Origin of the sequence: Chelatococcus caeni (genome assembly GCF_014196925.1) — a bacterium.
GTDB lineage: Bacteria > Pseudomonadota > Alphaproteobacteria > Rhizobiales > Beijerinckiaceae > Chelatococcus_A > Chelatococcus_A caeni.
The window spans coordinates 78,720-98,175 of sequence record NZ_JACIEN010000009.1 but is presented as its reverse complement, the minus strand read 5'-3'; the positions used below and the strand labels follow the sequence as shown (position 1 = coordinate 98,175).

Sequence of the window (19,456 nt, the reverse complement as noted above, 5' to 3'; positions counted from 1 at the left end):
CGCCACATAGCCGCCCAATAGATGGGCAGACTGGTCATGGATTGGCCGGAAGCGTGCCCTCTCGGGAGCCATTCCGCCGGGCCAGCGGGACCTGAGGCAATCTATTGTCGGCGGGCATCAAGATTCTATGATTGATTGATTCGTTAAATGCACGCGGGTCTTCACATGCTGCCATACCCGATCGCAGGGGATGAGGAGGCCCGCCTACATTCCCTCGAGGTGCTGGGCATCGTCGGCACCCCCACCGGGCCGGATTTCGATGCCGTGGTACGGCTGGCTGCATCCTTCTTCAGTTGCCCGATCAGCGTGATCTCCTTCCTCGAGAAGGACAGGCAGTGGTTCAAGGCCCGGCACGGGCTCGACATCGAGGAGACGCCGCGGCGCTACGCCTTCTGCAACTATGCCCTCGTCGAGAACGGCGTCTTCGTCATCAAGGACACGCACGCAGACCCGCGCTTCCACGACAACCCGTTCGTCCAGGGGCCGCCCCATGCGCGCTTCTATGCCGGCTGCCCGCTGCGCAGCGACAGCGGCCACCAGCTCGGCACATTGTGCCTGCTCGACACGAAGCCGAGAAGCTTCGGCGTGGACGAGGCCCGTATCCTGACCGAATTCGGACAGGTGGTGGAGGGGCTGATCCGCGCCCACGCCAATGCGGTCAAGCTCGCTCTTTCGGAGGCGAACGCCCGGCGCCAGAGCGAGGCGCTCGCCCGCCGGAACAGGCTGCTCGCGCAGACGGAGCACCTCGCCTCCATCGGCGGGTGGGAGTATGACGCCGCGACCGGCGAGGTGATCTGGTCGGACGAAGTCTATCGCCTGCACGGCCTCGAGGTCGGCAGCCGTCTCGACATCGACGAGGTGGTAGGGCGGTATGGTCCGGAGGCCGGCGCCGCCATGCGCCGCCAGCTGGAGCTCACCGCGACGACGGGCAGCCCCTATTCCTTCGAGGCCGACCTCGTCACCGGCTCCGGCGAGCGGCGCACCGTGCGCGCCATCGGCGAGCGCCTGGTGGGCGGCGACGATGGCCACGTCCGTGTCGTCGGCGTCGTCCAGGACGTGACCCGCGAGATCGAAGCCACCCAGGCCCTGTGGCGGGCGGCCCACCTCGACGGCCTGACCGGCGTCGCCAACCGCGCCGCCTTCAAGACCCATCTCGAGGCGGTGGTGGACAGGGCGGCCTCCGGCGGCGGGCGCGTCTCGCTCCTGCTGCTCGACCTCGACGGCTTCAAGGAGATCAACGACACCTGCGGACACCACGTCGGCGACCGGGTGCTGATCGCGGTCGCCGAGCGGCTCGGGCAGCTCTGCAGGGGCCGGGACATGTTCCTCGCCCGCCTCGGCGGCGACGAATTCGCCGTCATCTTCGACGAGAACGGCCAGGCGAGCGGAGCCGAACGGATGGCCGCCCGCATCGTCGCCGCGGTCCGCAAGCCCATTCGCATCGGCAACGACCGTCACTACGTGACGACGACCGTCGGCCTTGCCGCCTATCCCGATGACGCCGCCACGGCAGACGGGCTGCTGAAATGCGCGGACGTTGCCCTCTACACCGCCAAGCGGCGCGAGCGTGGCGCGGTCGGCACCTACGCGCCGGAGGTCGCATCGCTGTTCGACGAGCGGCGCCTCGCCATCGAGACGGTGCGCAAGGCCCTCGCCAGCAACCGGCTGCTGCCGTTCTACCAGCCCATCGTGAAGCTGCGGAACGGCCAGCTCACCGGCTACGAGGCGCTCGTGCGCATCCGCGGGCGCGACGGCGTGCTCATGTCGCCGCAGGCCTTTTCCCACGCCTTCGCCGACCAGGACAGCGCGCGGCGCATCGGCGAGCGCGTTCTCAGCCTGGTGACCACCCATCTCGCCGAGCTGCGTGCGGAAGGTTTCGAGGGGCCGATCGTCATCGGCGTCAATGCGAGCGCGGCGGAGTTCGCCGGCGGTGATTTCGCCGAGCGCTTCCTGCACCAGCTGCGCGAGCACGACATCCCGCCCTCCTGGATCAAGCTCGAAGTCACCGAGACGGTGCTGATGGGCGAGCAGGCACGCAACGTGCGCCTCGCGGTCGAGGAATTGAGCGATGCCGGCGTGCCGATCGCGCTCGACGATTTCGGCACGGGCTATTCGTCCCTGACGCACCTTCGGGATTTCCCGATCGACTGCATTAAGATCGACCGCTCGTTCGTGGCCGGTATCGGCCGGGAGGCGGAAAGCCCCGCCATCATCCGCGCGCTCATCGAGCTCGCGCACAATCTCGGCCTGACGGTCATTGCGGAGGGTGTGGAGACGGACGTGCAGCTCGAGTTCCTGCGCGCCATCGGCTGCGATGCGGCGCAGGGCTTCCGCTTCAGCAAGGCCGGGCCGTTCGACATGCTGCGCTCGCAGCTGCGCAAGCAGGATCAACTCGCCCTGCAATATCCTGCACGCCTGCGCTGACGAGGGGCCGGCACGGCCCGGCTACGGTTCGTTCCGTCCCTTGCTCATACGCAGGTAGTGCTCGGCATATTGATAGAAACGTTCGGCTTCGATGCGGTGTCCGCTGCGCTCTTCGCCGCGGGCAAGCGCGAGATAGCGCTCGTAGGCGCGGCGCGCCTCGGTGCCGGTCGGCTGCCGGCCCGCTTGACGCGGGCGGACAGCCTGAGGTTGGTGTTGGTTCATGGTCATGACCGTGAAGCCGGCCTCGCCGGCTCCGGTTGCATTCGCACCCGGCTCAGCCGAGCACGTCGGCGACGATGGCGCGCAGTTCGCCGCGCGACAGGCCGCAGGGTTCGGGATGCCAGATCGGCTCCTGTGCCCGGCGCAGCATCGCCACGCCCGGCCGATGGGATGTCCCGGGCCGCTGAGCCTGCCCCGAGGCCGCGACATGCGGCACCGGGCGCACCCGAACGGCCACGCTCTTCAAGTTTTTCATTGTACTCACGATATCTCTGCCGCGGTCACGCCACGGCAATGTCCTTCTTGTTCTGGGTAAACGGGCATCGGGGGTGCGGTTCAGACGCAGCCCCAAGATCAGTTATCCTCCCGGCCCTTCCGCGCATCCCGCGCATCAGGGTCCTGCCCGAGATCCGGATATGGGAGCGCAATGCGGCGCTTTCAAGTCGCCGCAACCGTCGCGTGTCACTGGAGCCGGCTGACGAGCACCTTGTCGATGCGCCGGCCGTCGAGGTCAACCACCTCGTATTTCCACGGGCCGAGCTCGAAACACTCGCCTACGTCCGGCAGATGGTTGAGCCTGTTGAGCACGAGGCCGGCCACCGTCTCGAAATCGCCGTCCCGCTCGACCGGCACGCCGATCTTGTCCGCGAACTCGTCGATCGGCATCCAGCCCGAGACGAGGAAGGAGCCGTCCTCGCGCACCACGTAGGGCGCCTCCTCCTCGCCCTCCTCCTGGAAGGCGCCGGTGATGGCCTCCAGCACGTCCGCCGAGGTGATGATGCCTTCGAAATGGCCGTACTCGTCATAGACGAGCGCCATGTGCACGGTCGACGCGCGCATCGCCTGCAGGACATCGAGGGCGCGCGCATTGTCGGCGACGATCGGGACCTCCTGGATGAGGCTGCGGATGTCGGGCGCGTCGGTGGCGAGGAGCGGGACGAGATCCTTCACGGCCACGATGCCGACGATGGCGTCGGGCTCTTCGTCGCGCACCGGCAGGCGCGAGCGGCGCGTCATCCGCACCTGCGCCCTGATCGTCTCGATGTCGTCGGACAGATCGAGCAGCTCCACGTCGCGCCGCGGCGTCATCAGCGCCTTGGCCGCACGATCGGCGAAGCGCATCACGCCGGCGATCATGTCGCGCTCCTCGCTTTCGAGCACGCCCGCCTGCTCCGCCTCGGCGATGACGCTCTTCAATTCCTCCTCGGTCACCTTCTCCTTCGGCCGGCCACGCTGGCCGAGGAGACGCAGGACGAGGCCACCCGACGTGTCGAGCAGCCACACGAGCGGCGCGGCGAGACGCGACAGCAGCGCCATGGCCGGCGCCACGCGCACGGCGATCCGCTCCGGATGGCGCAGGGCGATCTGCTTGGGCACGAGCTCGCCGACGATGAGCGAGAGATAGGTGATCGCGACGACGACCACGCCGACGCCAACCGCATCCGCCGCCCCGCGCGACCAGCCGAAGTCCTCGAGGACGTTCGCCAGCCGCACGCCGAGCGTCGCGCCCGAGAAAGCGCCCGACAGGATGCCGACGAGCGTGATACCGATCTGGACCGTCGACAGGAAGCGTCCCGGCGTCTGGGCGAGGGCGAGCGCCACGCCCGCCGCCGTCGCCCCCTGGTCGTGGAGAACGCGCAGCCGCGCCGGACGCGCCGAGACGATGGCGAGCTCCGACATGGCCAGCAGGCCGTTGAGGACCGTCAGCGCAAGAACGAGGGCAAGCTCGAGTAACAAGAAAAAACTCCTTGCTGCCCGCACGCAACCGTTGGCGGCGACTTCCTTTCATATGTGGACCGCAGCCGCTGCTCGCGCCAGCCCGTTTCTGCATCCATGCGGCACGGCCATCGATACGATTGTAAAGATCGATTTACATCTGTATAACCGAGTCGCATTCGGAACGGGCGACCAACGGGGCGACCATATGGGCAAGGCTCTTTTCCTCCACGGCGCGCACGATGCACGGGTCGCCCCCTTCAACCTGCGCGAGGGGCAGCCGGGCGAGGCGCTGCTCGAGGTGGCGGCCGTCGGCCTGTGCGGCAGCGACCTGCACTATTACAAGGACGGCGGCATCGGCTCGGCCAAGATCCTCGCGCCTTTCGTCCCGGGTCACGAATTTGCCGGCTATCTTGCCGAGGATCTGCCGGCACGCGGCCTTGCCCGCGGCGACCTCGTCGCCGTCGACCCCAACCACGCCTGCGGCCACTGCGACCATTGCCGCTCGGGCCATCCTAACCTGTGCCCCAACGTCGAGTTCATCGGCGCCCCACCCTTCAACGGCGCCATGACCGAGCGCATCTGGGTGCCGGAAGACCTGATCGTGCCGCTCGCCCATCGCTTCACGCCCGAAGAGGCGGTGATGCTGGAGCCGCTCGGCGTCGCCATCCATGCGGTAGACCTCGCCAAGCCGCGGCTTCTGGAGCGGGTGGCGCTCGTCGGCTGCGGCCCCATCGGCCTTCTCATCCTGCAGGTGCTCAAGGCGGCGGGCGCTGGGGAGATTCTCGCCGTCGACCCGCAGGCGCACCGCCGCGACCTCGCCACGAAGCTCGGCGCGACGCGCACGGGCGCCTCGGTCGCCGAGATCCGCGACTGGACGAAGGGCGAGGGCTGCCCGCTCGTGGTGGAAGCCACCAATGCGCCCGAAGGCTTCCGCGATGCCGTGCTCGCCGCCCGCATCGGCGGGCGCGTCGTCCTCGTCGGCATCCCGGACGGGGACACCTACACGCTGCCGGCCGCCGAGGCGCGCCGGCGCGGCCTCAAGATCAAGTTCGCCCGGCGGATGGGGGAGGTCTATCCGCGGGCCATCGAACTCGTCGCGACCGGCAAGGTCGACGTGAACGCGCTGGTCAGCCACCGCTTCACGCTGGACGAGGCGCCGGAGGCCTTCCGCCTGCACGCTGAGGACGCCCCCGGCATGGTCAAGAGCATCATTATTCCGAACGACAATAATCAGGGGAGACGCTCATGAGACTGTTCACGCATGCAGCGGTCGGTGCGCTCGCGCTCGCCGCCGCGGCCGTCTGCGCGCCGGCCGAGGCGCAGGACTGGTCGCTCGAGAAGGCGGCCGAGCCGCTCAAGGGTGCGGAGATCAACGTGGTCTTTCTCGACCGCCCCGGCTATCGCGCCATCATCCAGCTGCTGCCGGAGTTCGAGAAGAAGACGGGCATCAAGGTCAATTACGAGATCGTGCCCTACGAGAGCTCGCGCGAGAAGCAGGTCCTCAACTTCAGCTCCAACGGCGACCTCACCATCGCGCTCGTCGACCTCGTCTGGATCGGCGAATTCGCCGAGAACGGCTGGATCGTGCCGGTAGAGAAATTCACCAGCGATCCCGCGGTCACCGATCCCAAGCTCAACCTCGACGGCTTCTTTCCGCTGCTGCTCGACGCCTTCGGCTCCTGGGGCGGCAAGGTCTATGGCCTGCCCTTCGACAACTATTCGGGCCTCCTCTTCTACAACCAGTGCATGCTGAAGGAGGCCGGCTTCGACAAGCCGCCGGAAACCTGGCAGGAGCTCTACGAGACCTACGCGCCGAAGCTCACCGACAAGGCGAAGAACCAGTTCGCCTTCGCACTGCAGTCGCGCCGCGGCGAGACGCAGTCCGCCGACAGCTTCATGCGCGTGCTGTGGCCCTTCGGCGGCTCGCTGCTCGACAAGGAATTCAAGTCGAACCTCCTGAGCGAGGAGAGCCAGGCCGGCCTCAAGTTCCGCCAGGACCTGATGCAGTACATGCCGCCGGGCATCGTCTCCTATGACCATGCCGAGGCGGTCAATGCCCTCGCCCAGGGCCAAGTCGCCATGATCACCGAATGGTCGGCCTTCTATTCGACGCTCATCGATCCGGCGACGTCGAAGATCGTCGACTGCCTCGCCGTCGCGCCCGAGCCTTCCGGCCCCGCCGGCCGCCTGCCGGCCCTCGGCGGCTTCTCGCTCGCCGTCGCCGCCCAGGCGCCGGAGAAGGAGCAGAAGGCCTCGTGGCTCTTCATCCAGTGGGCGACCTCGGAGGACATCGCCCGCGCCTATGTGGAGGCCGGCGGCGTCTCCGGCCGCAAGAGCATCTACGAGGATGCCGACATCAAGGCGAAGTACAAGTTCGTCGAGCCGATGGTCGCCTCCTGGCAGAAGGGCGTGCCGGAGTTCCGTCCGCGCTTCCCCGCCTGGCCGGCCATCTCCGAGATCGTTGCCGAGTGGGGCACCAAGATGATGCTCGGCGAGGTGTCCACCGAGCAGGGCGCCAAGGAGATCGGCACCCGCATGGAGGACATCCTCGCCAAGGAAGGCTACTACGACGGCAAGAAGGCGCTGCTGCAGTAACGAGACGCTCCGGCCGGCCCGGGCGAGCCCCGTGCCGGCCGGCATCGTTCCAGTTCGTGACAGCATCGGCGGAGCCTCTTCCATGCCCTCGCTCTATCAACGCGCGCTCGACGAGCTCGGCGCCGTCTTTGCCCGCATCGACGAACAGGCCGTCGATGCCGCGGTCGAGCGCATCGCCGCGGCAAGACGCATCGCCCTCTACGGCGTCGGCCGGGAAGGCCTGCAGATCAAGGGCTTCGCCATGCGCCTCTTCCACCTCGGCCGCGCGGCCGCGGTGGTGGGCGACATGACGACGCCGCCGCTCGCAGAAGGCGATCTGCTCATCGTCTCGGCCGGGCCGGGCGCATTCTCGACGGTTCTCGCGCTCATGGGCGAAGCGCGGAAGGCGGGCGCCGCCTGCCTCCTCGTCACCGCGCAGCCGGGCGGCGAGGCGGCGAAACAGGCCGACACGGTCCTGGCCATCCCCGCCCAGACCATGGCCGATGACAGGGGGCCCGCCTCCTCCGTCCTGCCCATGGGCTCGCTCTACGAGGGCGCGCAGTACATCCTCTTCGAGGTGATGATCCTCAAGCTCAAGGATAAGCTCGGCGTGAGCGCCGAGGCCATGCGCGCCAACCACACCAATCTGGAATAGGGACGGGATGAGCGTCGAGGGACAGGCACTGGCACAGGAAGCGGCCCGGGCAAGGCCCGCCCGCAGGCGCCGGCTCGAGCACGGCCGCTGGACGCCGCTCTTCTTCCTCGCCCCGGCTGTGGTGACGCTGCTCGCGATCGGCCTCTACCCGATGCTGTTCGCGCTCGTCACCTCCTTCCGCCGCTACAATCTCACCCGGGCGCGCGAGGGCTTCCCCTTCGTCGGCTTCGAGAACTACGGGCGCGTGCTGAGCGACCAGACCTTCTGGGACACGCTCCTGCTGACGGGCCGGTTCTTCCTGACCGTCATGCCGATCCAGGTGGCGCTCGGCCTCCTCATCGCCCTGATGCTGCACCGGCCGGGCTGGGGCTTCATGCGCTCGCTCGCGCGCGTCTCGCTCGTCGTGCCGCTCGCCACCACCTATGCCGTCGTCGGCCTCCTCGGCAACCTCATCTTCAACCGCAACTTCGGCGTCGCCAACCAGTTCCTGTCCTGGTTCGGCTTCGCGCCCTTCGACTGGCTCGGCAACCCGAGCGGGGCCTTCGCCGCCATCGTCATCATGGACGTGTGGCAGTGGACGCCGTTCTGCGCCCTCATCTTCCTGTCGGGGCTCTCCATGGTGCCGGTCGACATCGAGGAGGCGGCGCGGCTGGAAACGAAGAGCCATTGGGCGCTCCTGCGCCACGTGCAGCTGCCCTATCTCCTGCCCGGCCTCACGGCCATGCTCATCCTGCGCTCGGCGGACGTGCTGAAGCTCTTCGACATGATCTTCACCATGACGCGCGGCGGGCCGGGCACGGCGACCGAGCTCATCTCCATCTACATCCAGCGCGTCGGCTTCCGCGTGTTCGACCTCGGCGCAGCCTCCGCCCAGGCGATCCTGCTGCTCCTGTTCACGATCCTTCTGAGCCGGCTCTACATCCGCATCTTCTACCGGGAGATCCAGTGATGGTGTCCCGCCCCGCGGCACGCTTTGCGCATCTTGCCGGCCTCGTGCTGGTCTTCGCCTTCGCGATGTTCCCGTTCTACTGGATGGTCTCGTCCAGCTTCAAGGACCAGGCGGACCTGCTCGCCTCGCCGCCCATGTGGCTGTTCGAGCCGACCATCAAGCACTACGCCGAGATCTGGGCTGACCAGAAGGTGACAGCGGCCATCGTCAACTCGCTCATCGTCGCCGTCTCGACGACGGCGCTCGCCGTCCTCCTCGGCACGCCGGCGGCCTATGCGCTGGCCCGCTTCGAGTTCCGCGGCAAGTCCGACCTGTGGTTCTGGTTCATCTCCAACCGCATGATCAGCCCGATCGTGCTCGCCCTGCCGGTCTATCTCCTCGCCCAGTCGCTCGGCCTGCTCGACACGCACCTCGTCCTCATCCTCATCTATCTCACCTTCAACCTGCCGATCGTGGTGTGGATCTGCACGGACCAGTTCCGCTCGATCCCGCCCGAGCTGGAGCAGGCGGCGCGGCTCGAGGGGGCGAAGCAGTTCGACGTCTTCTGGCGCATCTACCTGCCGCTCGGCCTGCCGGGCGTCGCGGTGTCGGCCATCTTCAGCTTCATCTTCTCGTGGAACGAGCTGCTCTATGCGCTGGTGCTCACCCGCCGCAACGTGCAGACGGCGCCGGTGGCGGCGACGAGCTTCATGTCCGGCTACGAGCTGCCCTGGGGCAAGATCATGGCGACCGGCACGGTCATCGTCCTGCCGGTCACCATCTTCGCCCTCATCGTCTCGCGCCACATGATCCGCGGCCTCACCATGGGCGCGACCAAATAGGGAGGCGGCGATGGCGCTCGGCATCAATCTCTCCTTCTGCGTCAAGCGCTGGGTGACGCCCGCGCTCTGGGCCCGCCTCGTGCGCGAGGACCTCGGCCTCGGCCTCGTGCAGCTCTCGTTCGACCTCGTCGATCCGCTGTGGCCGGACGAGGTGCTGGACAAGGCGGCCACGGACCTGCGCCAGGCCTGCGCCGAGCACGGCATCACCATGCACAGCGGCTTCATCGGCCTCGCCCACTACACCTTCAACCAGCTGCTCCACCCCGAGCCCGGCGTGCGCGATGCGGCCGAGTACTGGCTCACCCGCGCCTATGCCTTCTGCGGCAAGGCCGGCATCCGCGCCGCGGGCGGCCCCCTCGGCGCCATCGCCGCCCGGCCCGACGCCGTGGAAGCGAAGGAGATTCCGGCCGCTGACTATGTCGACCTCACCGCCCGCCTGAAACGCCTTGCCGAGAAGGCGCAGAGCCAAGGCCTCACCGAGCTCTACATCGAGCCGACGCCGCTCCGGCGCGAATGGCCGTGGACGCCCGCGCAGGCGCGGCGCCTATCCGACGACCTCGCCGGCTCCGCCGTCCCCTGGCGCTACTGCCTCGACTGGGGCCACGCCATCCTCTCGCCGCCCTACGCGCCCGAGGAGGCGCGCGTCGAACCGTGGCTCGAGGCGATCGGCCGCGAGACCGGCGCCATCCACATCCAGCAGAGCGACGGCCGCCTCGACCGCCACTGGGACTTCACCGAGCGCGGCATCGTCGATCCGGAGGCTATCGCGGCGACGCTCGCACGTTTCGGGCTTGCCGACCGGCCCGTCTTCCTCGAAGTCTTCTACCCGTTCGAGGAGACCGATGCCGCGGTGCTCGACCGGGTCCGCCGCTCGGTCGCGGTGCTCGCGCCGGTGCTCGGTGGGGAATGACGCGATGAACGATCCCGTTGCGGGCACCACCATGACCGACCCGCCGCGCGCCGCCCAGCGCAGCGCCGGCGACGAGGTCGCGGCCCGCGTGGTCTGGTACTACTACGTCGGCAATCTGACCCAGCAGGAGATCGGCGACCGGCTCGGCCTCACGCGCCTGCGCGTCAACAAGATCATCGGCCAGGCGCGGGTGGACGGCTCGGTGCGCATCGAGGTGCGCCTGCCGCTCGCCTCCTGCGTCGCCTTGGAAGAGGAACTCGCCGCCCGCTACGGCCTCGCCGAGGTGGCGGTGGTGCCGGCCGTGCCCGGCTACGAGGATCAGCAGCGCGTCATCGGCGAGGCCGCCGGCGCCATGCTGAGCCGCCTGATGGGGGACGGCCAGTCGATTGGCATCGGCTGGGGGCGCACGTTGAGCGCCAGCGTCGCAACGCTCGGGCCGCGGCGCCTGCCCGCGAGCCGCGTCGTGTCGCTCATGGGCGGGCTCACGCGCGGGTCCGGCACCAACACTTTCGAGGTGGCGACGCGCCTCGCCGAGGCCATCGGCGGCGAATGCCACTATCTCGCTGCACCCATCTATTGCCCGAGCGAGCACAGCCGCAACGACCTCCTCACCCACTACGGCCTCGCCGACGTGATGCGCCGGGCGCGCGCCGTCGACGTCGCCCTCGTCTCCTGCGGCGACGTCTCGAGCCATTCGCTGCTCGCCACCACCCAGACCGTGCGCCAGCACCAGGAGGCGCTCGAGGCCGCCGGCACCATCGGCGACCTGCTCGGCACCTTCCTCGACGCGCGCGGGCGGCCCATCGCCCACCGCCTCAACCAGTGCGTCATGGCCCTCTCGCCCCAGGAGTTGAAGGCCGTCTCGCGCTCCATCCTCGCCTCGGGCGGGCTCAACAAGGCGCCGGTCGTGCACGCCATCCTGTCGGGCGGCTACGTCAACCGCCTCGTCACCGACGAGGACTGCGCCCGCGCCATCCTCGCCATGCCGCTGGAGAAGGCGTCATGACGTCGCCCCCGCCGAAGCTGCTTCTCGCCGTCGACGTCGGCACCCTGTCGGCCCGCGCCGGCCTGTTCGACCTCGCCGGCCACCTCCTCGCCACCGCCGCACGGGAATTCCCCCTGCTGCGGCCGGCGGAGCATCACGCCGTCTATCGCATGGACGACATCTGGGCGGCGGTCGAGGAGGCGATCCGGGCCTGCCTTGCTGCTGCCGGCGCGGATGCGGCCGGGCGCGTCGCCGCTCTCGCCTTCGATGCCACCTCCTCCCTCGCGCTCTCGTACGAAGGGCCGCCGCCGCTCGCCGGCGAGGCGGACGTGTTCTGCTGGATGGACCACCGCGGCGAGGCGGAAGCCGAGGAGATCGGCGCAAGCGGCGACCGGCTCCTCGCCTATACCGGCAGCTCCATGTCGCCGGAGATGCACACGCCGAAGCTCGCCTGGCTGGCGCGGCGCGACCCGCAGGCCTTCGCCCGCGTCACCGGCGCGCGAGACCTGTGCGACGAGCTCGCCCGCCGGGCCACCGGCGAGGACCATCACTCGCTCTGCGGCCTCGCCTGCAAATGGGCCTACCTGCCGGCTGATGCCGAGCCCTGGCGGCACGAACTCCTCGCGCGCCTGGGCCTCGGCCGCCTGCCGCAGCTCGGCGCGCTCGCGGCCCCGCCGCTGCCTGTCGGCCACCGGCACGGCCGGGTGACGGAGGCCGTCGCCGCGCGGCTCGGCCTGCCCGCGGGCATCCCCGTCGCCGTCGGCCTCATCGACGCCGAGGCCGGCACGCTCGGCGTCCTCGGCCGCGGCTTTGCCGGCAACATGAACCGCACGGTGGCGCTCATCGGCGGCACCTCCACCTGCTACATGGCCTTCGCGCCCGACGAGCGCCGCATATCCGGCGTGTGGGGCCCGTTCAGGGACGCGATCTTCCCCGGCTACTGGATGCACGAGGCCGGCCAGTCGCTCGCCGGCGCGGCGCTCGACGCCGTGCTCGCCCACCATCCCGGCGGGCCGCGGCGCGCCTCGGCCGACGAGCATGCGGCCGCGGTCCGCGACATCCTCGCCCTTCTCGAAGCGGAGGGGCCGGCCTTCGCCGCGCGCCGGCATCTCGTGCCCGACTTCCTCGGCAACCGCGCGCCGCTCGGCGACGGCAGCGTGCGCGCCATCCTCGTCGGCGTCGGCGAGGACATGAGCCGACGCGCCTTCCTCGAAACCTACTACGCCACGGCCCGCGCGCTCGCCCTGCAGGCCCGGCATATCATCGAGCACCTCAACGCCCACGGCTATGCGCTCGATCGCGTCGCCCTCTCCGGCGGACACCTGCGCAACCCGCTCATGGTGCGGCTGTATCGTGACGCGCTCGGCGATGCCGCGCTCGTCCTCAGCGACAGCGCCGAGCCGGTGCTGCTCGGCACGGCCATGGTCGCCGCCGTCGGCGCCGGCCTGCAGCCGGATCTCTTCGCCGCGCTCGACGCCATGGCCCCGGCGCAGGAGAGCCTTGCCCCGGACCCGCGCTGGCGCGCCGCGCACGAGGCCGCCTACGGCGTCTATCTGAAGCTGTTCGCCTTCCGCAACGACATCGAGCGGGAGGCGAAGGCTCTTGCCGCCTCCGGCCAGGACAGATGAAAGGAGCCCGCCCGACATGAGCTTTCTCAAGCTCGAGAAGATCGTGAAGCGCTTCGGCGACGCGACGGTCATCGACCATGTCGACATCACCGCCGAGCGCGGCGAGTTCGTCGTCTTCGTCGGCCCCTCCGGCTGCGGCAAGTCCACCCTGCTGCGCATGGTGGCCGGCCTCGAGGAGGTGAGCGAGGGCGACATCTACCTCGACGGCGCCAACGTGACCGACACGGAGCCGGCATCGCGGCAGGTCTCCATGGTCTTCCAGTCCTACGCGCTCTTCCCGCACATGAGCGTGCACGACAACATCTCCTTCGGCCTCCGAATGGCGAAGACCCCGCGGGAGGAGATCGACCGCCGCGTCGCCGAGGCCGCGCGCATCCTGCAGATCGAGAATCTGCTGCAGCGCAAGCCGCGCCAGCTCTCCGGCGGCCAGCGCCAGCGCGTCGCCATCGGCCGCGCCATCGTGCGCAACCCGAAGCTCTTCCTCTTCGACGAACCGCTGTCGAACCTCGATGCCGAGCTGCGCAGCCAGATGCGCGTCGAGATCGCGCGCCTGCACCGCGACCTCGGCGTCACCATGGTCTACGTCACCCACGACCAGGTGGAGGCGATGACGCTCGCCGACCGCATCGTCGTGCTGCGCGCCGGCAAGGTGGAGCAGATCGGCTCGCCCGCCGACCTCTACGAGCGCCCCGACAACATCTTCGTGGCCGGCTTCATCGGCTCGCCGAAGATGAACTTCCTCAAGGCCTCCGTCGCGGCGGTAAACGGCGGCGCCGTCACCGTGCGCCACCCGGCCCTCGCCGACGACCTCACCTTGCCCACGCGCCATGCGCCGACGGTCCAGCCGGGCGAGGACGTGGTGCTCGGCCTCAGGCCGGAGCACCTTTCCGTCGGCGACGGCGGGGCCGCGCGCCTCGCCCTCCGGGGTGAGTTCGCCGAGAGCCTCGGCGCCACCTCGCAGCTCTATGCGCAGACCGGCAACGGCGAGACGCTGATCCTGCAGGTGCCGGGCCGCCGCTCCCTCGCGGCGGGCGAGGACATCCGCGCGGGCTTCGATCCCGCCCAGGCCTATCTCTTCGACGGCGCCGGCCGCGCCATCTGATCGGAGATCTCCATGCCGACCTATCTCGGGCTCGATATCGGCACCTCCTCGGTCAAGGCGCTGCTGCTCGACGAGCGCCAGGCGACCGTCGCCGAGGCCACCGTGCCGGTCGGCATCTCGCGGCCCCATCCGCTGTGGTCGGAGCAGGACCCGGAAGAATGGTGGCAGGCGACGCTCACCGCCACCGCCAGAGTACGGGACGCCGCGCCCGAGGCATGGCAGGGCCTCGCCGGCATCGGCCTCTCGGGCCAGATGCACGGCGCCGTGCTCGTCGATGGCGAGGGACGTGTGCTGCGCCCGGCCATCATCTGGAACGACGGGCGCTGCGCCGCCGAGTGCCGGGAGTTGCAGGAGAAGGTGCCGGACTTCACTCGCCGCGCCGCCAACATCGCCATGCCCGGCTTCACGGCGCCCAAGCTCCTGTGGGTGCGCCGGCACGAGCCGGATGTCTTCACGGCGACGCGCAAGGTGCTGCTGCCGAAGGACTACATCCGCTTCCGCCTCACCGGCGGCTATGTCTCGGAAATGTCGGACGCCGCCGGCACGCTGTGGCTCGACGTCGACGCCCGCCGCTGGGACGACGTGCTCATCGAAGCCTGCGGCCTCACGCGCACCCACATGCCCGATCTCGTCGAGGGCTCGGAGCTGTCCGGCCACCTGTCGGCCGACACGGGGGCGCTCCTCGGCCTTGCCGGCCGGCGCGTGCCGGTGGCCGGCGGCGGCGGCGACAACGCCGCCTCGGCCGTCGGCATCGGCGCGACGCGCGCCGGCGAGGGCTTCCTCTCCCTCGGCACCTCCGGCGTGCTCTTCGCCGTCACGGACCGGCTGACCGCCCTGCCCGAACGCACGCTGCACGCCTTCTGCCACGCCCTGCCCGGCCGCTGGCACGGCATGGCCGTGACCCTCGCCGCCGCCTCGGCGCTCACCTGGGTCGCGACCCTCGTGGGCCGCGGCGGCGACATCGCGGGCCTGCTCGCCGATGTGGAGCTCTTTGCGGAGAGCGAGCGCAACCGCATCCACGCGCCCCTGTTTCTTCCCTACATCACCGGCGAGCGCACGCCGCACAACGACGCCGACGCGACCGGGCTCTTCGCCGGCCTGCGGGCCGAGCACGGACCGGAGGCGCTCACCTATGCCGTGCTCGAAGGCGTCTCCTTCGGCCTTGCCGACGACCTCGACGTGCTCAACGAAGCCGGCGCCCGGCTGGATAGCTGCATGCTCGTCGGCGGCGGCTCGCGCAGCCGCTTCTGGGGGCATATGCTGGCGGACATCCTCGGCCTCCCGCTCGACCTGCCGGCGGGGGCCGAGGCGGGCGCGGCGCTCGGCGCGGCGCGGCTCGGCATGCTCGCAGCGGGGGCCGGCAGCGAGGCGGAGATCTGCCGCAAGCCGCCGCTGCGCGAGCGTTTCTCGCCGCGCGGACCCGACGGCTATGCCGAGCGGCTCGCGCGTTTCCGCAAACTCTATCACGCGGAAAAGGCGACGCGCGGCACGCCCGCCTGAGCCATAAAGGCGGCATTCGCCATTGTGATCGCTGCCGGCGAGCGTATATCGATGCGCACAGGTTTCTCGCAGGCAGGGCATCTCATGACCACGCACCAGCGCACCATCGTCGCATCGATCGACCCCGTGAAGCTCGACCGGCTGGCGGAGGTCGCCGTCAGGGTCGGCCTGCAGCTGCGCGAGGGGCAGGATCTGTTCCTCACCGCGCCGGTCGCCGCCCTGCCGCTGGTGCGGCGCATCGCCGAGCACGCCTACAAGGCCGGCGCCGGCCTCGTCACGCCCATCCTGTCCGACGAGGAATTGACCCTCGCCCGCTACCGCTTCGCCAAGGACGCGAGCTTCGACCGCGCCCCGGTCTGGCTCTACGAGGGCGTCGCCAAGGCCTTCTCTGCCGACACGGCCCGCCTCGCCATCGTCGGCGACAACCCCATGCTGCTCGCCGGCCAGGATCCGGCCAAGGTCTCCCGCGCCAACAAGGCCAATTCGCTCGCCTACCAGCCGGCGCTGGAGAAGATCGCCGGCTTCGACATCAACTGGAACATCATCGCCTACCCGACCGCCTCCTGGGCGAAGCAGGTCTTCCCGGGCGACGAGGAGGACGTCGCGGTCGCGCGCCTCGCCGAGGCCATCTTCGCCGCCTCGCGCGTCGATGGCGAGGACCCCGTCGGCGCCTGGGAGGCGCACAATGCGGCGCTCAGGCTGCGCACGACCTGGCTCAACGGCGAGCGCTTCGCGGCGCTGCACTTCACCGGGCCGGGCACCGACCTCACGGTAGGCCTCGCCGACGGCCACGAGTGGCACGGCGGCGCCTCCACGGCAAAGAACGGCATCACCTGCAACCCGAACATCCCCACCGAGGAGGTGTTCACGACCCCGCACGCCCTGCGCGTCGAGGGCCGCGTCGTCAGCACCAAGCCCCTCTCCTACCAGGGCACGCTCATCGACGAGATCGCCGTGCGCTTCGAGGGCGGGCGCATCGTCGAGGCCAAGGCGAGCCGCGGCGAGGAGGTGTTGGGCAAGGTGCTCGACACCGACGAGGGCGCGCGCCGCCTCGGCGAGGTGGCGCTGGTGCCGCATTCCTCGCCCATCTCGAAGAGCGGGCTCCTCTTCTACAACACCCTCTTCGACGAGAACGCCGCCTGCCACATCGCGCTCGGCCAGTGCTATGCCAAGTGCTTCGAGGGCGGCGGCGCGCTGAGCCCGGACGAGATCGCCGCCCGCGGCGGCAACAAGAGCCTCATCCACATCGACTGGATGATCGGCTCGAACGAGATCGACATCGACGGCATCAAGCCGGACGGCACGCGCGTCCCCGTCTTCCGCAAGGGCGAGTGGGCTTAAAGGAGCGCGCCCACGCCGTCACCGGCGGCGTAGCAGCACCGAGAAGCGCACGCCCCCGCCGAGCGCCGCCGGCTGGCCGAGGCCGATGGTGCCGGCGCCGTGCAGGTCGATGGCGTCGAGGTGCAGCGGCCGCTCCGGCTCGCCGTCGAAGGCGATGAAGCTGCCGTTGGTGCTGTGGTCGGTCAGCACCCACCGGTCGCGCCGGAGCCCGAGGGTGGCATGCCGGCGCGACACCCGGTCATGGGCGACGACGAGGTCGTTGCCCGCGTCCCGCCCGAGGGTCACTTCGCGCTCCCCTTCGAACATGCGCTCGCTGCCGCCGCAGCTGAGCTGCAGCATTGGCCGCAGGACGGTGCGGGGCGAACGGGACAGCACGTCGACCGCCGTCAACCCGCCGCTCTCCTGCCAGACCACCTCGACGATGCGCGTCGCCTCGCTCTTCCCCTTGACGGGAAAGCGCGTCAGCTCCCGCGTCACCGCCCGCTGCGTCGGCGGGAGGAGCCCCGTGATGTCGCCGCTGGTGATGATCTGCCCGGCGCGGGCGATCTGCACCATGCGCGCCGCGACATTGACGGTGTTGCCGAAATAATCGGCCCCGGTGCGGATGGCCGGCCCGTAGTGAAAGCCGATGCGCAGCGCGAGCCGCGTCGCACCTTCGGGCCCCGCCTGGGTTTCCATGCAGCGCTGCATGGCGAGCGCCGCATCGAACATCGCCGCGGGATCGGGAAAGGCCGCCATCAGCTCGTCGCCGATGGTCTTGACGACGGCGCCGCCGTGGGCCGTGACGACGCCCGTGGCGGTGCGCAGGCACCCCTCGATGGCGGAGAGCGCGGCGCGGTCCCCCAGCACCTCGTAGAGCTGCGTGCTGCCGGAGATGTCGCCGAACAGGATGCCGATCTCGCAGGACTGGCCGGCCATCGTCGCCACCATCCCCTTGTCGCCCGGGCCCATCGCCAAGCCCATGTCGCCTGTCGGTTGTAGCGGCCTTTGGCGCGCGACGGAAGCAGGCTGCGCGTGCGCGCCGACACCCGTCGGCGCCCCTCCTGTGCTATGAATAGGAAGAAGAAGAAGCGGGACACCGCCGCCTTTTACAGAGAGACGGATTCGCCGATCAGCTTGGTTCAACCTGATCGGATTCGGCTCCAGGGCGAGACGGCAGACATGGACGAAGCCCTGCGGCAGTTCCGGGCAGCATTCCCGGAGAGCGCCTGTCTCGACACCATCATGGCGCTGCGCTTCGGCGGCACCGCCATCGACTGTCCGGCCTGCGGCAAGAACGGCAGCTTCGCGCGCGACGTGAAGCACCGCGCCTTCGCCTGCCGCGCCTGCGGGCACGCCCTCTACCCCTGCGTCGGCACGCCCCTCGAGCCGCTGCGCATTGCACTGTCGGACTGGTTCTTCGCCGTGAAGCTCGGCACCGGCCGCGACGGCGGCCCCTCGGCGCGCGCGCTGCAGCGGCGGCTCGGCTGCCCGCCCGGAACCGCACGGCACATGCATGAGGCCTTGGAGCGCCTCGCGGCTGCCGACGCCGCCGGCCCCCTCGCCGGATGGTACGCGGCCATCTCCCGGCGCGTGGGAGACGGCGGCGCGGCAGGAGCCGCGCCGACTGCCGATCCCTCCGCGCCGGTCGTCCCGGAAGCCGCTGCGCCCGCGCGGGCGCGCCTTCGTGGCCATCATCTCGTTGCCGCGGCGAGCGGCCTCATCGTCGTGGCGGCCATCGGCACCGCCGTGCTTGCCCTGCGGCAGGAAACCGCCACAGTGCCGTCCGACAGTGTGCCGGCACTGGTCGCGGCGCCGACTCCGCCCTCGATCCTGCTCTCCGCCGTCGAGGACGATCTCGCCGCCGCCCAGCAGGCGGTCGACTTCATCGAGAAGGAGGAGCCGAGCGTCGTGCCGCAGGAGCGGGCCGACCCCATCGCCACCTCCCCCGGCAACGCCAACCAGATCCTGACCTTCGGCCCCATCAAGATCCGGCGCCACCTCGTCGAGACGATCGTGCGCGCCGCCCGCGTGGTCGGGGCCGATCCCTCGCTGCTCATGGCCGTCGCCGACAAGGAATCGAGCTTCGCCACCGAGGTGAAGGCCAAGACCTCTTCGGCGACCGGCCTCTACCAGTTCATCGAGAGCACCTGGCTCGGCGTGGTGAAGGACTTCGGCGCCAAACATGGCCTCGCCAACGAGGCGGCGCTCATCCAGCGCGTCGACCGGCGCCATGTCGTCACCGACCCCGGCGAGCGCGCCCGCATCCTCGACCTGCGCCGCGAGCCCTATCTCTCGGCACTGCTCGCCGCCGAGATGCTGAAGCGAGACACGCTGCGCATCCAGCGCCGCATCGGTCGGCCGCTGACCGGCGGCGAGGTCTATCTCGTCCACTTCCTCGGGCCGGGCGGGGCCGAGCTCTTCATCGATGCCATGGAAGGCGCGCCCGACCGGGTGGCGGCGGAGCTCCTGCCGAAGCCCGCGGAGGCGAACCGGCCGATCTTCTACGACAAGGCCGGCGGCACCCTCTCCCTCGCCGAGGTGCACAAGAAGTTCGAGGCCATGATCTCGGTGCGCCTCGCCCGCTACCGCGAGGTCAAGCGCATCCAGGCGGCCGTGGAGCAGGCGCCCGGCAAACGCGTCGATTGAG

The 19,456-nt window shown here is 69.9% G+C and carries 17 protein-coding genes; 13 read left to right on the top strand and 4 right to left on the bottom strand.

Annotation, left to right across the window (positions count from 1 at the left end; translation table 11 throughout):
• Positions 1–165: 165 nt before the first annotated feature.
• The gene (locus GGR16_RS24520; RefSeq protein WP_183318725.1) at positions 166–2,424 is read left to right on the top strand and encodes a sensor domain-containing phosphodiesterase; all 2,259 of its coding nucleotides are present in this window, start codon (positions 166–168) and stop codon (positions 2,422–2,424) included.
• A gap of 21 nt (positions 2,425–2,445) precedes the next feature.
• On the opposite strand, the gene GGR16_RS24515 is transcribed toward GGR16_RS24520, so the two are convergent.
• The 3 genes from GGR16_RS24515 to GGR16_RS24505 all read right to left on the bottom strand — a co-directional run bounded on the left by GGR16_RS24515 (position 2,446) and on the right by GGR16_RS24505 (position 4,380).
• Positions 2,446–2,652: a DUF4167 domain-containing protein gene (locus GGR16_RS24515; protein WP_183318724.1), complete on the bottom strand. Its 207-nt coding sequence runs from the start codon at positions 2,650–2,652 to the stop codon at positions 2,446–2,448.
• A gap of 46 nt (positions 2,653–2,698) precedes the next feature.
• The gene (locus tag GGR16_RS24510) at positions 2,699–2,899 is read right to left on the bottom strand and encodes a hypothetical protein (RefSeq protein ID WP_157672273.1); all 201 of its coding nucleotides are present in this window, start codon (positions 2,897–2,899) and stop codon (positions 2,699–2,701) included.
• Between the two features lie 206 nt (positions 2,900–3,105).
• Positions 3,106–4,380: a hemolysin family protein gene (locus tag GGR16_RS24505; RefSeq protein ID WP_019404051.1), complete on the bottom strand. Its 1,275-nt coding sequence runs from the start codon at positions 4,378–4,380 to the stop codon at positions 3,106–3,108.
• A gap of 187 nt (positions 4,381–4,567) precedes the next feature.
• Between GGR16_RS24505 and GGR16_RS24500 the strand changes: the two genes are divergently transcribed.
• The 11 genes from GGR16_RS24500 to GGR16_RS24450 all read left to right on the top strand — a co-directional run bounded on the left by GGR16_RS24500 (position 4,568) and on the right by GGR16_RS24450 (position 16,827).
• Complete coding sequence (locus tag GGR16_RS24500) at positions 4,568–5,611, top strand: zinc-dependent alcohol dehydrogenase (RefSeq protein WP_019404050.1); 1,044 nt, start codon at positions 4,568–4,570, stop codon at positions 5,609–5,611.
• The gene (locus GGR16_RS24495; RefSeq protein ID WP_019404049.1) at positions 5,608–6,957 is read left to right on the top strand and encodes an ABC transporter substrate-binding protein; all 1,350 of its coding nucleotides are present in this window, start codon (positions 5,608–5,610) and stop codon (positions 6,955–6,957) included. The genes GGR16_RS24500 and GGR16_RS24495 overlap by 4 nt, the downstream gene beginning before the upstream one ends.
• A gap of 82 nt (positions 6,958–7,039) precedes the next feature.
• Complete coding sequence (locus GGR16_RS24490) at positions 7,040–7,591, top strand: SIS domain-containing protein (protein WP_019404048.1); 552 nt, start codon at positions 7,040–7,042, stop codon at positions 7,589–7,591.
• A gap of 7 nt (positions 7,592–7,598) precedes the next feature.
• Positions 7,599–8,540 (top strand): carbohydrate ABC transporter permease, encoded by a 942-nt coding sequence (locus GGR16_RS24485; RefSeq protein WP_019404047.1) that lies wholly within the window; start codon positions 7,599–7,601, stop codon positions 8,538–8,540.
• Entirely contained in the window at positions 8,540–9,361 is an 822-nt protein-coding gene (locus GGR16_RS24480; protein WP_019404046.1) for a carbohydrate ABC transporter permease, read from the top strand. Before GGR16_RS24485 ends, GGR16_RS24480 begins: the two co-directional genes overlap by 1 nt.
• A gap of 10 nt (positions 9,362–9,371) precedes the next feature.
• Positions 9,372–10,271 carry a sugar phosphate isomerase/epimerase family protein gene (locus GGR16_RS24475; protein WP_183318722.1) on the top strand — a complete coding sequence of 300 codons (900 nt, stop codon included), beginning with the start codon at positions 9,372–9,374 and terminating at the stop codon, positions 10,269–10,271.
• 4 nt (positions 10,272–10,275) lie between these two features.
• Positions 10,276–11,277: a sugar-binding transcriptional regulator gene (locus GGR16_RS24470; RefSeq protein WP_019404044.1), complete on the top strand. Its 1,002-nt coding sequence runs from the start codon at positions 10,276–10,278 to the stop codon at positions 11,275–11,277.
• The gene (locus GGR16_RS24465) at positions 11,274–12,884 is read left to right on the top strand and encodes an FGGY-family carbohydrate kinase (RefSeq protein ID WP_019404043.1); all 1,611 of its coding nucleotides are present in this window, start codon (positions 11,274–11,276) and stop codon (positions 12,882–12,884) included. Before GGR16_RS24470 ends, GGR16_RS24465 begins: the two co-directional genes overlap by 4 nt.
• Positions 12,885–12,900: 16 nt before the next feature.
• A complete protein-coding gene (locus tag GGR16_RS24460; RefSeq protein ID WP_019404042.1) occupies positions 12,901–13,986 on the top strand; it encodes an ABC transporter ATP-binding protein in 1,086 nt (361 codons plus the stop codon).
• A 12-nt stretch (positions 13,987–13,998) separates the two neighbouring features.
• On the top strand, positions 13,999–15,486 hold the full coding sequence (gene xylB, locus GGR16_RS24455) for a xylulokinase (protein ID WP_019404041.1): 1,488 nt from the start codon (positions 13,999–14,001) through the stop codon (positions 15,484–15,486).
• Positions 15,487–15,570: 84 nt separating this feature from the next.
• Positions 15,571–16,827 carry an aminopeptidase gene (locus GGR16_RS24450; protein ID WP_053193311.1) on the top strand — a complete coding sequence of 419 codons (1,257 nt, stop codon included), beginning with the start codon at positions 15,571–15,573 and terminating at the stop codon, positions 16,825–16,827.
• An 18-nt stretch (positions 16,828–16,845) separates the two neighbouring features.
• Here the strand turns inward: GGR16_RS24450 and GGR16_RS24445 are convergent, their stop codons facing one another.
• Positions 16,846–17,790, bottom strand: a complete 945-nt coding sequence (locus GGR16_RS24445) for an adenylate/guanylate cyclase domain-containing protein (RefSeq protein ID WP_082312411.1) — start codon at positions 17,788–17,790, stop codon at positions 16,846–16,848.
• A 198-nt stretch (positions 17,791–17,988) separates the two neighbouring features.
• Here GGR16_RS24445 and GGR16_RS24440 point away from each other — a divergent pair, with 198 nt between their 5' ends.
• Complete coding sequence (locus GGR16_RS24440; RefSeq protein WP_183318720.1) at positions 17,989–19,455, top strand: transposase; 1,467 nt, start codon at positions 17,989–17,991, stop codon at positions 19,453–19,455.
• The last annotated feature ends 1 nt before the right edge of the window (position 19,456 follow it).